This window comes from Candidatus Zixiibacteriota bacterium (assembly GCA_026397505.1).
GTDB lineage: Bacteria > Zixibacteria > MSB-5A5 > GN15 > PGXB01 > JAPLUR01.
Window position 1 is genome coordinate 43,902 of sequence record JAPLUR010000076.1, and the last position, 16,142, is coordinate 60,043.

General features: G+C 51.2%; 14 protein-coding genes. 12 read left to right on the top strand and 2 right to left on the bottom strand.

Annotated elements, in window-relative coordinates:
• The first annotated feature begins 7 nt into the window (after positions 1-7).
• The 5 genes from NT002_08255 (at position 8) to NT002_08275 (ending at position 9,243) form a co-directional block, all read left to right on the top strand.
• Complete coding sequence (locus NT002_08255; GenBank protein MCX6829256.1) at positions 8-940, top strand: HEAT repeat domain-containing protein; 933 nt, start codon at positions 8-10, stop codon at positions 938-940.
• On the top strand, positions 927-2,138 hold the full coding sequence (locus NT002_08260; GenBank protein MCX6829257.1) for a ribonuclease H-like domain-containing protein: 1,212 nt from the start codon (positions 927-929) through the stop codon (positions 2,136-2,138). The genes NT002_08255 and NT002_08260 overlap by 14 nt, the downstream gene beginning before the upstream one ends.
• 64 nt (positions 2,139-2,202) lie before the next feature.
• Positions 2,203-3,513 carry an HDOD domain-containing protein gene (locus NT002_08265; GenBank protein MCX6829258.1) on the top strand — a complete coding sequence of 437 codons (1,311 nt, stop codon included), beginning with the start codon at positions 2,203-2,205 and terminating at the stop codon, positions 3,511-3,513.
• A gap of 670 nt (positions 3,514-4,183) precedes the next feature.
• Positions 4,184-6,940, top strand: a complete 2,757-nt coding sequence (locus tag NT002_08270; GenBank protein MCX6829259.1) for a T9SS type A sorting domain-containing protein — start codon at positions 4,184-4,186, stop codon at positions 6,938-6,940.
• A 26-nt stretch (positions 6,941-6,966) separates the two neighbouring features.
• Positions 6,967-9,243, top strand: a complete 2,277-nt coding sequence (locus NT002_08275; GenBank protein MCX6829260.1) for an FG-GAP-like repeat-containing protein — start codon at positions 6,967-6,969, stop codon at positions 9,241-9,243.
• On the opposite strand, the gene NT002_08280 is transcribed toward NT002_08275, so the two are convergent.
• Together NT002_08280 and NT002_08285 are read right to left on the bottom strand one after the other, a co-directional pair.
• Entirely contained in the window at positions 9,218-9,988 is a 771-nt protein-coding gene (locus NT002_08280; protein MCX6829261.1) for a type II CAAX endopeptidase family protein, read from the bottom strand. The two genes, NT002_08275 and NT002_08280, sit on opposite strands and share 26 nt — an antisense overlap.
• Positions 9,985-10,194 carry a DUF5668 domain-containing protein gene (locus NT002_08285; GenBank protein MCX6829262.1) on the bottom strand — a complete coding sequence of 70 codons (210 nt, stop codon included), beginning with the start codon at positions 10,192-10,194 and terminating at the stop codon, positions 9,985-9,987. The genes NT002_08280 and NT002_08285 overlap by 4 nt, the downstream gene beginning before the upstream one ends.
• A 128-nt stretch (positions 10,195-10,322) precedes the next feature.
• On the opposite strand from NT002_08285, the gene NT002_08290 reads away from it, so the two are divergent.
• The 7 genes from NT002_08290 to NT002_08320 all read left to right on the top strand — a co-directional run.
• Positions 10,323-11,093, top strand: a complete 771-nt coding sequence (locus NT002_08290) for a radical SAM protein (protein ID MCX6829263.1) — start codon at positions 10,323-10,325, stop codon at positions 11,091-11,093.
• A 204-nt stretch (positions 11,094-11,297) separates the two neighbouring features.
• Positions 11,298-11,810, top strand: coding sequence for a hypothetical protein (locus NT002_08295; GenBank protein ID MCX6829264.1), 513 nt, complete (start codon positions 11,298-11,300; stop codon positions 11,808-11,810).
• A gap of 1 nt (position 11,811) precedes the next feature.
• A complete protein-coding gene (locus NT002_08300; GenBank protein ID MCX6829265.1) occupies positions 11,812-12,063 on the top strand; it encodes a hypothetical protein in 252 nt (83 codons plus the stop codon).
• Positions 12,064-12,139: 76 nt separating this feature from the next.
• Complete coding sequence (locus NT002_08305; protein MCX6829266.1) at positions 12,140-13,531, top strand: bifunctional UDP-3-O-[3-hydroxymyristoyl] N-acetylglucosamine deacetylase/3-hydroxyacyl-ACP dehydratase; 1,392 nt, start codon at positions 12,140-12,142, stop codon at positions 13,529-13,531.
• Positions 13,528-14,301 (top strand): acyl-ACP--UDP-N-acetylglucosamine O-acyltransferase, encoded by a 774-nt coding sequence (gene lpxA / locus NT002_08310; GenBank protein ID MCX6829267.1) that lies wholly within the window; start codon positions 13,528-13,530, stop codon positions 14,299-14,301. Before NT002_08305 ends, lpxA begins: the two co-directional genes overlap by 4 nt.
• 72 nt (positions 14,302-14,373) lie before the next feature.
• A complete protein-coding gene (locus tag NT002_08315) occupies positions 14,374-15,351 on the top strand; it encodes a Gfo/Idh/MocA family oxidoreductase (GenBank protein MCX6829268.1) in 978 nt (325 codons plus the stop codon).
• 37 nt (positions 15,352-15,388) lie between these two features.
• The coding region (locus NT002_08320; GenBank protein MCX6829269.1) for a hypothetical protein at positions 15,389-16,142 on the top strand (754 nt) is incomplete at its 3' end.

Below are 16,142 nucleotides of genomic sequence, written 5' to 3' on the forward strand. Positions count from 1 at the left end.
AAATAATATGAATAGAATCCTGAAATCGATATTGATACTGATATTTCTCCTGACGGGAGTTACCTTCTCCCAGAGTGTCCCGATGGATGATATCGATCGCAGGGTAGATACACTTTTTATTATAGCTTCCTCGGGCATGGTGATGTTTCAGAGGATGGTGCAACCGGCCACCGACTCGCTTGTGGCAATGGGGGCCAAGTCCGTTCCCCGTCTGATCGAAAAATATGTTACGCAGGACGCCCGCGAACGACAGAACATAAACAGTATTCTGGTCAAAATCGGCAAGCCGGCGGTACCTTATCTGGTCGAGGCCTTGAATCTTCCCAATGCCGAACAGGTCTCACGGATATGCAGCACGCTGGGTGAGATAAAGGATTCCGCGGCCGTGAAGGGATTGATTTCGGTCTCTGCTCATGGTGATTGGCGGGTACGCTCCGAAGCGGTCGGTGCTCTTGGAAAAATCGGAGATAAGAACAGTGACCGCACCGTGGTGAAGCTCCTTTCCGACCGAGTGGAGATAGTACGCAAGTCGGCGGCGGTTTCGGCGGGACTTCTGCACATCGAAGAGTCGCTGCCGATGCTGGTGCATATGCTGGCCGACAACTTCTATGGCGCCCGGATGTGTGCCTCCGAAGCGCTGGTTAAATTCGGCCCCGAGGCGGTCAAAGTTATTGCCGATTCGCTTTATTCGGCCGACTCTCTGGTAGGGAATCTTGGATGCACCACACTGGGAATGATCGGCGGTGATACGGTGGCTACGGCACTGGGGGTGCAACTGGAATCATCCTCGCCCATTCGGCGCGCATTGGCGGCCGCGGCCGTGCTTCTTTCCAACTCGCCGATTGCTTGCAGTTATGTGGAGCTATTGAAACCGCACGAAACCGATTCAACCGTAATTTTCTTTATAGATAAAGTTCTCGCCAAATATGCTACGCGATAAGCTTAATCGGCTGTCATCGCAAATCGTGCGGCCGCAGCCATCGTCTGTCAATTCCCGGAAAGATGATCGATATCTTCGGGCGGCGGAGGCATTACAAGGAGAAATCATTTCCTCTTCCGACGGCACTTTTCTTGAGATAGTCACCGATTTTGAGGCAACTTATTCGCATGGCCGATCCACCTTCTATGAATTATCTCAACCAACCGATCTTCGAAAAGGATATTTCCTCAATGCCCGCGTCAATGAAATGATAGATCGGGAAAAACTCCTTTTCTTCGATATGGAAACGACCGGCCTTTCCGGTGGCTCGGGGACAGTGCCCTTTCTTATCGGATGCGGCTCGATGGTCGATGAACGTTTTCAGGTGCGGCAGTATTTTTTGCCCGACTACCCTGACGAGGCCGCCATGCTTGAGGCGGTTCGCGCGGAGATAAGCGATGAAACTATCATTGTCAGCTACAACGGTAAATCGTTTGACCTGCCGATTCTGGTAGACCGTCTGATTCTTCATCGAATAGAAAGAAATCTCAAGATTGCCGATCATATCGACCTTCTCCATCCTGTTCGAAAACTATACAAGCGTCGATTGAAAGACTGCACTCTTGGCAATGTTGAACGTTCCATCCTGGAATTTTTCCGATATGATGATATCCCAGGGTATCTGGTGCCGGCGGTTTACTTCAACTGGCTGGCCACACAGGAGACCGGCGAGCTGGCGCGGGTTGTCCGGCATAATCTCAACGACATTGTTTCGCTCTATTTCATCCTGTATCATATTGCCGATATCCTGGAGAACCCCTCGGCCCGGATAAAGGAGCCGGAAGATGTTTATTCGCTTGCCCGGCTACTTGAGAAGAAGGGCGACCATGAGGGGCTGTGTCGGCTGATCGAGGATTTTCACGCCCTTCTCTGGGATGAAGGACGCCATGACATACTCTTTTTTCACTCTCTCTCTTATAAACGGAACGGAGTTTTTCTCCGGGCGGTTGAAATCTGGAAGAAAATATCAATCACAGATTCGCCCGAGGCTTTTTTTGCCGGCATCGAACTGGCAAAATTCTACGAACACCGGGCAAGGGATATCTCCCGAGCTCTGCAGCACGCCGTTCAGGCCGAAAAACGGTGTCCGAGGCATCGCGGGCTGACGCTCGAGCTGGAAAAGAGAATCGGCCGGCTGAAAAGAAAGCTTTCATCGTAGGCTGCGTCTAAACAATTTTAAAAAGGGGTCGATAATCATTATATAACTTAAATATAAGGGCGCCATGACACAGGATATTTTCCTTAAGATCATAAACGACCATAAAGAACTCGCCTCGCTGCCGCAGGTGCTGGTGGAGGTGCTCCGCGTTTCCTCCGATCCCGATTCATCCGCTTCCGAACTGGCCGCAGTCATCATGAAAGACCCGGCTCTGACGGCCAAACTTCTCCGCGTGGTCAACTCTTCCTTCTACGGCCGGGTGCAGAAAATCACGACGATTAATCAGTCGGTGGTGACACTGGGGCAGAGAACGGTGACCGCCATTGCTCTTTCGAGTTCCATCTATGATAAAATCAATCGCGTGGATGGCTCGATCGATCGCAAGCGGTTCTGGCGTCACTCCCTTGAGGTGGCCATGGGCGCCCGGATGATTGCCGAGGCGGTCGGCTATGAGCCGGCCGAGGAGGCCTTTGTGGCGGGGCTGCTTCATGAAATAGGCGCTCTCGTACTGGAATCCTCATTCCCGGCCGAATTCAAGCGGGTCTGGAAACTGGTCGAGGTGGGGGAGAACCAGACCGTGGTCGAAGAGCGCGCCTGGGGTACCAACCACGCCCGGGTGGGACAATTCCTGCTCGACCAGTGGGGCGTACCCAAGAGTATCGGCGAGGCGGTCGGCGGGCACCATCTGGTAATGAACTATGGTGAAAAGGCGCCCGCAAACCAGCTGACCCAGATTGTCAATCTGGCCAATCAGCTTTCCAAATTCCGGGTTTACAACATGCCGCCCCCGGAATCGAAGATGCTCGAAAACAAGGATATTATCGCCGCCAATCTGGGACTCACCAATACCGCCATTGCCAAAATCGAAGAGAATCTGCTGGAAGCGGTGGTCAAGCAATCGGAGTTTCTGGAAATTGAAATCGGCAGTATTGAAGAGATCCTCAGCGAGGCAAACCACCTTCTTTACAAGCAATTTCTCACCGTGGAAAATCTTCTCCGCGAAAACCGCATCATGCAGCAGCAGATCGCCCGCGACCAGGTGAAGAAGGCGGCGCTGGAATCGCTCAAGGCGATCGCGGCCACTTTCAGCCATTATATCAACAATGCTACCACGACCATTTTGGGGCGGGCGCAATTGGTTGAGATGGGGATCACCAATGGCGATGTTATCGATAAGAAGGGGATCGCGGCGCTCTCGGCACAGACGATTGTGGAGGGGGTCGAGACTATTTCCACGATTGTGGATGAGTTGAAAAAGATGACGACTTTCGAGACGACGTTGTACCATGATGACACCTATATCATCGATGTTGAAGATAAGATCCGCAAGCGGCTGCAAGAGTTGAACAGCATGAAAGCGCCGGTCGGCGTTTAGAAAGCATTTTCATATTTCCGGTAGGGGCGTATTGCATACGCCCCATTTTTTGTTGGACAATTTCTGGATGTCCCGCCGCAGCGGGGAATGACATTTACAGAGGCATGCAACTGGGTGTTTGCTCTTACGCCTCAATACCCGTTCATTGTCATGCTGGACTTGATCCAGCATCCAGAGAATAAATGCACAAGAGAGTGACCCCGGGGCCGATGTGGATATCGGCCGCCCACAAAACACATCGGTTCGCCCCTACAGGGAATGGGGCCTACTCAGTTTCGCAAAACCCTTCGGGATTTTGTGCTGCAATCTTTCGCGCTACCGGGACATATGACTTCTTGACAGATTGACGGTTTTAGTTTATATTCAGGTCGGAAACAGCCACTCGGGGGGAGCGGCACTAGCCTCACGCCCTTTACTGCATTTGGCCGTTTGTTTCAGGAATTATGAAACCGATTGCCTTGAGAGAACTTGTTTGAAATGTTTCAGGACACGGAGTTGATGATAAAGGTTCGCCGCCTTTCCTTTGCGGCTGCTCAAGGCCAAGTAAGCAAACAGGTTAAGGAAATAGATAGCGGCCGGATTGCGGATGTTTAATATGGTCTTTTATCGGCGGAAACGGCATACGGTTTGCGTATATATGGGGCGACTAACTATCTGTAAGAAGAAGAGCATGAATCTTTTGAGATATATCCTGACCCTTTTGATATTAATGCTGTTGGTGACAGTGGTGTCTTTGGCCGGAGAAACAAAGCGGCCGATTGACCGCGCCATGAGACATCAGCAGCAGATTTTCCGGCCGCAGTCGTCCGAATCGCCCCGGTTTGAGACGGCGCAAATCAATCTCAAAGCAGGCGATATCAATGACCTGCTGATTTCCGAAACGATCTCGCCGGCGGCGTTCAATCAGAAATCATCCTCCATTGCCCGCCTTGCTACGGACAAGATGGTGGTGGTTTGGCAGGATGACCGTCTGGGAAGCTATAAAATATTCGCGCAGATTTATGATGCCTCGGGAGCGGCGGTATCGAGCAATGCCTTGATGATCGGCCGGGCGGACGGATACGATTTGCTTGAGCCGAAAGCGGTGCCGGATGGCTCCGGCGGATTCTATCTGGCCTGGAGGGATGAAAACAGCGGGAGAATATATGCCGGGCGGTATAATTCCTCGCTAGCGGTGCTGACCTCTCCTTTCGTATTCAATGATACATTGGCGGGCGGATATGCCGGCCCGTATGATATCGATAACTACCCCGATGGCCGTCTGGTCGCGGTCTGGGAGCAGTACAATCTGAACAACAGCATCGTTGTTCGTCTGTTCAATACTTTCGGTGTGCCGCTGACCGGTGTCCTGATCGTCAATGAAGATAATTCCGATGTTTCGCGCTGGGTGCCCTCGATGGCGGTTAATAAGACCGGCGGCATGGCGGTGGTCTGGGAAGATTACCGCAACGGTAATGCCGATATATTCATGCGCCTTCTCAACCAGGATGGTACACCCAACGGCGCCGATTTCGGCGTGGTGGAGGCGGCTTCCGATGATTCCGCGCAGTATCTTCCGCAGGTGGCGCACTCACCCGCCGATGGATTTGCGGTGACCTGGCTTGACCGGCGCTACAGAACACAAAAAGTATTCCTGCAAAGAGTGATTCCTGGTCTGGGTTTGGTCGGCGGGAATTTGAAGATCTCCGAAGATGATCCAGAGGCGGAAGATTGGGATGTTTCACTGGCGGTCAACTCGACCGGGAATCTGGTAGCATCCTGGGCTTCAATGGGGGCAACTGAAAATATCGTTCTGCGAAAATTCACCTCCGGTTTTGTGCCGGATGGCGCTGTTGTTACTGTCAATAGTTTCACCGAGAGGGGGCGATGGGAAACGGCGCTGGCGATAGGCGGCTCGGATAAAATATTTTGCTCGTGGACGGATTATCGGGCCATAAACCCCGATATCTATCTGGAAATGCTCACTTCACAGGGGGTGCCGATATATACCTCGGATAAATTAGTCAATGATGATTCCCGCGGCGCACAGTCGGCCGAGCAGGATCTGGCTGTTTTCCACAGGACTCTGGCCGGTGTAGTCTTCACCAGCGCCCGCCACGATGAAGGTGATATCTACCTGCAACTGGTGGATGTCGCCGGAAATCTGGTTGGCGTCAATCAGAAAATCAACACCGATACCATCGCCGTTCTGCAGAATGAACCGTCCCTGACGGCGGGGACCTCGCAGCTTCTGGCAGTCTGGAACGACAGCCGTGCCATCGCCGGAGTGACCGGACAGAGGATATTCGGGCGTTTCGGCTCGCTGAATGGAGTATTGGAGGATTCCGATTTTGTTATTTCCGATGCCGGAAATGTTTCATCCAAGCGAGGCCCGGCGGTTGCTTTTGCCCGTAACCAGAAAGCACTGGTAGCCTGGACTGATTACCGCCTGGGGACGGGACATATCATGGGGCGTTTCGTAAAGGGGCCGGGGGTGACGGAAGGGAATGAATTCCAAATTTCCACATCGGGAATAGATTTCGATAATGATGATGTAACGGTGGCCCGAGACAGCAGTGATATTTTCACCGTTGTCTGGCTGTCACGCGGGGCGTTTGGCAGCCCGGCCGCTATTGCCGCCCGCCATAATTCTTCCGGTGATTTTATCGATCGTATCAGTTTTAATGGCAATATGCCGGGGACAAAGATAGTCGATATTGCCGCCGCAGTCAGCGATTCGGGCGATATCTATCTTCTGTGGCTGGGCGAGAGCAGTACCCGCCGACTTTATCTGACCGTTTTTTCCAGAACAGGGGCGATTAAGAAGTCCACTTTCGAGATTACCAATAATGCCAATGCGGCGCCGCTGGAACCTGATATTGCGGTTGATAACAATCGCTTTGCGACTGTCTCCTGGATCGACTCCCGCAGTGGACACCGGGCGGTTTATTATCAAATCTATGACCCGACTTTTTCGGCGGTCGGCGGCAATACGCCGATCTCATCGGCAGGCGGCATCGAATTCATGGCCTCACCATCAATAGCGACATACCGGGGGCGGGCCTGGTTCAGTTGGATTGACCCGAGAAGCAGCGGCCTGAATGTCTATTTGAGCCAGGTGTTTTATGACCCGACCGATGTCAATGACCATCCCGGGGATGTTCTCCCAACGGCCTATCTCCTTGAGCAGAATTATCCCAATCCCTTCAATCCCTCGACGGTCATAGAGTTCGCCGTACCGACCCGCGATCGAGTGGAGATATTGGTTTATAATCTACTGGGACAGACGGTACTCACACTGGTGGATGGTGTTTATGCCGCCGGACATTATCAGTTGCTCTGGAATGGGCGGGATGCAGCGGATCGGACAGTTCCCAGCGGAATCTATCTTTATAAAATGAAAGCCGGGGAATATGCACAGACGAGGAAAATGATTTTGATCAAATAGACATATCAATAAGAGGGAAACCGGAGATGAGGCACAAATCAATTATTGTTTTTTGCACTATGTTGGCGGCCGCCGCCGGCATTCGGGCGGAAGTGCCGCTCAATACCACCACATTCTGGCAGTCGACCCCGAAGAATGTTTATTCCACGGGGATGATCTGGCGTGATGCCAATAATGACGGCTATATTGATGTCTTTTTTTCTAACGGCAACGATATGGCCCTGGCGGCCAACCATATTTACCAATCCCGTTATGGTGTGCTGCCTGTAAACCCATCGTGGTCATCGGCCAATGCGGACTATTCCGGCCATTGCGCGGTCGGCGATCTGGACGATAACGGCTACCCCGATTTCGTCGTGTCCAACTTCCTCGGCTCGGGTGGATTCGGGAGCATGAATTTCTCCAATGTCTATTTAAATTTCAGCGGACTGCCGCATACTTCTCCCGACTGGCGCAATGCCGACAGCATCTATACCTTCTCGTGTGCGCTGGGTGATGTCGACGGCGACGGTGATCTTGACCTGGCGGTTGCCACCGGTGAACCTTACGGCGCGCGCAAACAGACCGACCGGATTTATTATAATGTCAACGGCACCCTGCAGACCCTGCCGGGGTGGCAGTCATCCGATGTGACTGAAGCGATGGATGTGACTTGGGGAGATGTCGATAACGACGGTGATCTGGATTTGGCTTTCTGTTATGATGACCATCCGCCACGGTTGTACTACAATATCGGCGGGGTTCTGGATACGACACCCTCATGGGCGGCCAACAATAATGAACCGGGGAATACTATTATCTTTGGCGATGTCAACGGTGACGGCTGGCTTGACCTGGTGATTGCGTTCAATAATCAGAACGGGGGCACCGGAAAATATTGTGTCTATTTCAATAATGGAGCCGGACAGCTTGACCCCAATTACGGCTGGCAATCCTCCGACGGCGGCTACGGTTCGGCGGTCTCGCTGTATGATGTTGATAATGACGGCGATCTCGACCTGGCGGCAGGCCGATGGTGGGACAGACCAAGAGTCTATGAAAATGTCGGCGGTCTGCTTAATGCCGCTCCTGATTGGCGGGGCAATTATTCCACGGTAGTCGAAGAACTGGCCTGGGTGGATATTGACGGCGACGGGGTGGAAGCGCGCGCCGACACGCTTTATGCATCATCGGGCAGGAAACTCTTCTATGTCAAAAAGCATCCACTCTTTTCTCTCGATTCGGTGCTGGTCGATGGAAGTATCCTGAGTATTTCGGATTATTGTTTTGACCTTGTTGACGGTTGGGTGTCGCTGGCACAGGCTCCGCTTGACAGCGTTATTCTCTATTACAAATATTCTTTCAAGAATGATCTGACGGTCGCCAACTGGGATACATACAACATGGCTTTCGGCAACAATGGCCGTCCTTATGTCGATTTTTACGCCGATACCGCTTTCGGCTGGGCGCCATTTGAAGTGCAATTCACCGACAGTTCCGTTGGGGCCTTGGATTGGCTCTGGCGATTCGGCGACGGCGACAGCGCCATGGAGGCAAATCCAATCCATGTTTTCAGAGACGGCGGTACGCATGATGTTTATCTCGAGAATACGCTTTTTGACGGGCGGCATAATCGCACCAAGAAGAAAATGGTAATCACGCTGGCCGATACCCTTTATTTTCCGGAAGTCTTCTTTGGTTCGAGCGATACGGTCAAAGTACCAATCTATCTTCGGAATACGCATGTCCTGCACAATTTTGTAGTTCCCATACATTTTGGCGGCCCGATAGAATTGAGTTACGCCGGCCATGATACCGACTCCTGTCGGACAGCTTATTTTGAGCAGATAAAAATGGGGAGTTACAGCCCGGGAGAGCAGAAGCTGGTATTCTCATTCACGCCCAGCATTCTCACTTCCCGACCCGACTTATCTCCGGGGTACGGGCGCATCATCAATATCTATTTCACGCGTCTTTCGGGAAGCGGGGTGAATAATCTTGACACTACCTCCATGCCCCCCAGCTACTTGAGCTTTGATGCCGACTACCTCATGTACAAAACGGCAGTGCTAAAAGGGACGATCTCCGATGTAGCGGTTCTGAAAGGGGATGCCAATCATGACGGTCTCATAAATATCAAAGATATTACTTTTCTGATCAATTATCTCTATAAAGGAGGCCCGGCGCCGCTACAATATGAAGGAGACGTTGATTCCGACGGCATTATCAATATTCGAGATATCACCTATTTGATAAACTATCTTTATAGAGGCGGACCGCCGCCGATGAAAGCGGCCGTTACTTCTGGAAAGGGAAAAATATAGCGGAGAAGTCCTGGAAGAAATGGGCAATAATGGGCGGCCAGAGACTTCCGGTGCGCAGGAAAAGCAGCGCGAACATGGCGCCGTAGATGGAGATCAGAAGAAAGCCTCCGAGTCCCTGATAAGCGTGTCCGGAACCGAATGCCAGCGAGGCCAAAACAACCGGCAGGACCCAGCTTTTGGTCCTGCCGAATATTTTTATCCGAGTAATAAGATATCCCCGAAAAGCAGCCTCCTCACAAATGCCGGCCGTTATGGAAAGAAGTATCCAGAGAATTCTTTCGTTGGCGGTCTTGGGCAGAATCAATTCCAGTTCGCCTGGGATTTCGAGGTGCACGGTCTTAAGCAGGAGCGAGAGCAAAGTAAGAATCAAATTGGAGGCGAGCAGAAAGGCTATTGCCCAGAGAAAATCGATGGCACGAATCCTTTTGAAACCGATACTGCGGAGTCCGGTCTGTTCCCGATAGGTGGTGACGAATATTAAGAGAAAGACGAGCCACTGGATAACCATGGTCGGCAGGTAAACCAGAAATATGGGGGATACTGAAAGGGCTTTCAGTACCTCGGAAGGGTCGGTGACAAAAATTATCGATGAAAGAGGCCAAAAGATCAGAAGGAAGAAAAGGGTCAAATAAGATAACCGACTTTTTCGATATTCCGGCTCTTCGGGTGTTTGTAGCGCCGGTATCTCAAATGGTTCGACCGGGATTCGTTCGGGATTTTCTTCGTTCGGAGGGAAATCGGTCAAATATTACCTTCCTTCTTCCTCTTGCTGAAAGCACCGATTATCAGAGATAAGCCGACTATGATGATAATGACCGGCCAAATATGCCGCCATCCGGGGATGACCTCCAAAGTAATCAGCAGAAAAAGGACGCCGAGTCCGGTCAGAATCGAGCCGGAAATGAGCAATCCGGAACGATCCTCTTTTGAATCTCTATTAATGTCGTTCATCTTTCCAATCCTCCTGCTAAATGATTATAGGATTCGGCTCAAAACAGTATTGCCAAATTGACTTTATAATCATTTATGGTAAATTTATTGAAAAGTTTGGATTAAAAAAGAAAAAAAGGAACTAAATATTGAAAGGTGAGCCGCTTAAACTCAAGAAGACCATAATCTATGGCCCGGTAAACTCCCGGAGACTGGGCTCATCGCTGGGGCTGAATATTCTTCCGACCGGCTATAAGGCCTGCCCATTCAATTGCGCCTATTGCCAATATGGATTTACCGGCGGAATGGGGCATGTTGTTGATTCCGATGGTACCGACATGCCGGGAGCCGAGGAGGTTGTGGCAGCGTTGAAAGAGGCATACGACGATTATCCCTCCGTTTCTTATATCACTTTTTCGGGCAACGGCGAGCCGACGCTTCACCCCGATTTTTTGAATATTGTCAGGGAAGTAAGAAAGCTGAAAAATGAAATCAATCCGGAAATCAAGCTGGCCATACTTTCCAACTCAGCATTAGTATATAAACCGGAAGTCCGCGAGGGGCTGGCGCTGCTCGATGCCCGTTTTATGAAACTTGATACCGGCGACGAGGCGACTTTCCGGAGATTCAACTGCCCGCGTGAAGGGATATCGCTTGAGAAAATAGTATCGGGATTGAAGCAACTTGAGAGTATCATTATTCAATCACTTTTTGCGGGAGGGGAGCGTGGAAACTTTGATAAGCGTTCTATCGATAGCTGGATTGAGAAGATTGGCGAGATAAAACCACTGGAATGCCATATCTATTCGCTTGACCGTCCGGCGGCTGACAGGAGCCTGATGCAGATTGATAGGAACGGTCTGCAAGAGATAAAGGCAAAGGCGGAAAAGCGGGTGGGAATTCCTGTCAGGATATTCTGATTTTTCCAAAATTCTTGGGTGGTCAAAATTCCCCGGAGAACTTTCACTCCCCATTGATATTTCTGCGGAAGCATGTATGGGCGTGCCGCTGGCCAATGTGACACATGTGACTCGTCCCCCTGTAAATCGCACCAAAATTGCGCGATGCTGATATGGTAGATTCTGCGCGGAATTTAGTTTCCTTTTTGGCAAAAAGGAGCGCCTGTGCCGAAGAGGAAAATTGTCTTTCAGAATTGGATTGTCGATATCGGGGTGGATCCGAAACACCGCGAGATTCTATTATCAGACAGCGCCAGTCCACCATACAATCAGCGGATAAACAGGGCGGTTCGGGCCGCGCTGTCACGTCTGACGGCCCCGGAGAGAAAATTTATTGAGCGGTTTTATTTTCAGGGAGAGTCCTGCACTCAGATAGCCGGGGAGTTGGGCAAGCCGCTCAAATGGGTGGAAGGATTGCAGCGTCGGGTGGTAGTGAAACTAAAAAAAGAACTGGGGGAGTTTGTCCGAAAGGAGTTTGAAATAGAGATTCTTCAGGAAAAAGAATGTCCTCTCTGCCACTCCCCTTTCCAGGCAGAAATAGACAATCTCATAAGAACTAAACGGAAAGAGGAAACCTGGAGAGGTGTTATTGGAATTCTCCAATCGAAATATAAATTGGCGGTCAAGGGGCCGCAGGCGCTGATCGGTCATCAGAAATGTCATATCAAAGGAGCATGAAATGAAAGCCGAAATGCCGGACAAAACCAAGGGGGAGCATTGCCTAAATATCTATGTCTCCTATGAGCTTAAGGAAAGAGTGAAGGATCTCTCGGAGAAGCACGAACGAACAATGGCCGATATGGTTCGGGCGTTGCTGAAAATTGGCATTCCGATAATGGAGGGAATTTCGGAGGCAGAGGAAATGATGGTCAAGGAATATGTTGAGCTTTTTCGGAGATTCAGGAAAATGAAAAATCTGAAGGAACTCTAAGGCTATAAAGATGTTAGCATTTTCCTCTTGAATTGCAGGGATATAATTCGTATAATCCCGTCCTATAAGGCAAGTTATGTTTGAGAAGCAAAGAACAATAAAAAGCCCAATTTCTTTTGAAGGTATCGGTCTCCATACCGGCAACCTGTCTCGAATTACCTTTAAGCCTGCTCCCCCGGATAGCGGCGTAAAATTTATCCGCGCCGACCTTCCCGGCCGTCCCTCGGTCGTGGCCGATATTGATCATGTCGTGGATATCGCCCGCGGAACCACGCTGGCCAACGGCGATGCCAAGGTCTACACAGTGGAGCATGTTCTGGCCGCGCTCTCGGGGCTTCAGCTGGATAATCTTGATATTGAACTGGATTCCAATGAGCCGCCGGTGGGCGATGGCTCCTCCCTTCCCTTTGTGCAGAAAATTCTTGAGGCGGGTATCGAAACCCAGGATGCCGCCCGTCAATATCTCGAAATTGACACCACCCTTTCTTATTCCGAGCCGGATCGTTCGATAGATATTGTGGTCACGCCGTCGGATACGTTCCGAATTACATTTATGATTGATTATAAGAGCCCGGCCTTAGGTACGCAATATACGACGCTGATTGATCTTGACACCGAATTCGTGACGGAATTCGCTCCGGCCCGGACATTCTGTTTCCTTTCGGAAGTGGAGATGCTTAAGAATCAGGGATTGATCAAGGGGGGCGGTCTCAACAACGCCATTGTCATTTATGATTCCGATTTGGGGCAGATTGAGGTTGACCGGATTCGCAAGGTATTGAATTTGAAAGATGATGCTTTTGTCGGTAAGACGGGGATCATCAACGATATTCCGCTTCGTTTCTATAATGAGCCGGTGCGTCACAAAGCGCTGGACCTTATCGGCGACCTGTTTTTAATCGGGGTGCCGATTAAAGGGCATATTCTGGCGGCCCGTTCCGGGCACAAAGCCAATGTAGCGCTGGTGAAAAAGATTCGGGCGCTGTATGAGAAGAAGAAAATTGCCAGCAAATATCAGAAAGCCAACAGGGAGCCCCTGATCGATATTGATGGAATCATGCGGATCATGCCGCACCGCTATCCGTTCCTTCTAATAGACAAAGTGCTTGATATGGAGCCGGAGAAGAGGGTTGTGGCCATCAAGAATGTCACTATCAACGAGCCGTTTTTCCAGGGGCATTTCCCCGGCCATCCAATCATGCCGGGGGTCATGATTCTTGAGGCGATGGCGCAGGCGGGCGGCATTCTTCTTCTTAAAGCAGTTCCGGAGCCGGAGAAAAAGCTGGTCTATTTCATATCGATTGACAAGGTAAAATTCCGCCGGCCGGTCAGGCCGGGCGATACTCTCCGCTTCGAGTTGGAGATGAAGGTTTTTCGCCGCAACACCTGTAAAATGCAGGGCAAAGGTTTTGTCGGGGATGTGTTGGTGGCCGAGGCGGAATTAATGGCCATGGTTCTTGACCGATGAACCAGATTCACCATACCGCCATTGTTGACCAGAAGGCTATTCTTAGCGAAAATGTCAAAATCGGTCCCTATAGCATTGTTGAAGCAGAAGCCATAATCGGAAATAATGTAACTATTGGGAGCAATTGCCTGGTGGCGCGCTATACCGAATTGCGCGACAATGTCACGTTGTTCCATGGGGCGGTTCTGGGGTCGGTCCCGCAGGATTTGAAATTCAAGGACGAGAAAACGCGTCTGGTTATAGGCGAAGGAACGACAATCCGGGAATACGCCATGCTTAACCGGGGGACCGCCCAGCACAAAGAGACGGTTATCGGTAAGAACTGCTTTCTGATGGCCTATGCGCATGTGGCGCACGACTGCATAGTCGGCGATAGTGTGATATTGGCCAATGCGGTCAATATCGCCGGTCATGTTGAGATCGGCGATTACGCCATTATCGGCGGCATCGTTCCGGTGCATCAGTTCGTGAAAATCGGGGCCCATTGCATGATCGGCGGCGGTTACCGGGTGCAGCAGGATATTTGCCCGTACTCGCTGGTGGCGGGTTACCCTCTGAAGGTAATGGGGCTTAATTCAGTCGGGCTGAAACGGCGCGGTTTCAGACCGGAGACTCTCAGCCTTCTGGAAAAAGCCTTCAAGATTTTATTCTTTTCCAACTTGAACACAACGCAGGCGGTTGAAAAAATAAGAGCCGAGGTGGCCATGGTGGAGGAGATAAAAGTGATTCTCACTTTTATTGAGAACTCGACCCGGGGCATGCTAAAATAGAGCTTCCCTTTTGGGAGCGGCGATACTCTTTTCGGACAGTTTGTCCGGCCCATATCAGGAGAAAAAATCACAGTGAACAGAATAAAAACAGCCGTCATCGGTGTCGGACATCTGGGGAAGCACCACAGCCGCTGGTACAAAAATATCAAGGAAGCGGAGTTGATCGGTGTTTATGATAGCGACCGACAGAAATGTGAGCAGGCCGCCGTTGAGTGGCAGGTAAAGCCATTCCGGAGTCTGGAGGAGATAATGGGGCAGGTTGAGGCGGTTTCCATAGCGGTGCCGACCAGTTCCCATTTTGAGGTGGCGGAGCAGTTTCTGAAGAATAAGATACACTGTCTGGTGGAAAAACCGATTGCGGCCACGGCCGAGGAAGCCGATGAATTGGTGCGGCTGGCTCGTGAAAATCAGGTCATCCTCGGAGTGGGACATATTGAGCGGTTCAACCCGGCTGTTCAGGCTTTGAAAGAATATCAAATAAATCCGCGCTTTATCGAGGCGCATCGTCTGGCGGCCTTCGACCCGCGCGGCACCGATGTGGCGGTTATTCTGGACTTAATGATACATGATATTGAGTTGTGCCTGCATCTGGTGAAATCGAAAATCAGAAATATCGAGGCTTCAGCGGTGGCAGTGATATCGGATAACGCCGACATCGCCAATGCCCGTCTGACATTTGAAAACGGGGCGGTGGCGAATCTCACGGCCAGCCGAATCTCGCTTCGCCCGATGCGGAAACTGCGGATATTCCAGAAATCGGGGTATTTCTCGCTCGATCTGGCGGAAAGGCAGGCCGACATTTATCGCCTCGCCGACGAAGTCAATGCCGGTGAGGAGGGGATGCGGATTCCGCTGGGGAAATCGGGGCGTCAGATAATATATAATCAGGCCGTCTCAGGGGATGAAGATATGCTCTGCCGGGAGTTGACTGATTTCATTATGGCAGTGCAGAACCATTCCGCCCCGGAAGTTCCCGGCGAGGCGGCCGCAGAGGCGCTGCGGGTGGCGGTCGAGATTGAACGAATAGGCAAAATGGGGGCGGTAGTTTGAAATGCAGGAGAAGATTCGTCCAGAGAGGGAAACTCAAATGTCGATCTTCATTTCAGCCGGCGATCCCTCGGGCGATATTGCCGGCTATCATCTTCTGAGGAATCTTCGCCAATTCAACGAGCCGACCTGCTTTTTCGGGCTTGGCGGGCGGCGCATGGCCTCAATGGGACAAGAGCAATTGGTGCCCGGCGACCAGCTGGCTGTCCTTGGATTCTGGGAGGTGGCCAAGCGATTCCGGTTTTTTCAGAAGCTTTTGACTCGGGCGGCAGAGCAGATTGAGGAGCGTCAGCCCAGGGCGATTGTACTCATTGATTACCCCGGTTTCAATCTTCGCCTGGCCGAAAAAGTAAGATCGCTGAATATCCCGATAATCTATTATGTTTCACCGCAAATTTGGGCCTGGGGAGGAAAGAGAATCGGGACGATAAAGCGCCTGGTTGATATGATGCTTCTCATTCTCCCGTTTGAGAAAAAGATTTATGAGAAGGCCGGAGTAAGAAATCGGTTTGTCGGGCACTATCTTCTTGATGACATCGATGCCGGTCTTATTAAGGCGCCATACAATGCCGGTTCCGATCTGGTGGCCCTTCTGCCGGGATCGCGTCCGCAGGAGGTAGAAAAGATGCTTCCGGTTCTGGCCGCGACGGCGGGAATCCTTGCGGAAAGCGGGAAATGGCGTTTTGCGGTGGCCGCGGTTGAAGGAGATATTGATTATCGGGCGTATCTGGCCGACGCCCGGGTGCCGATTGAAATTGTGCGGGGGAGAACCCGCGAGCTGATTGCCGAAAGCC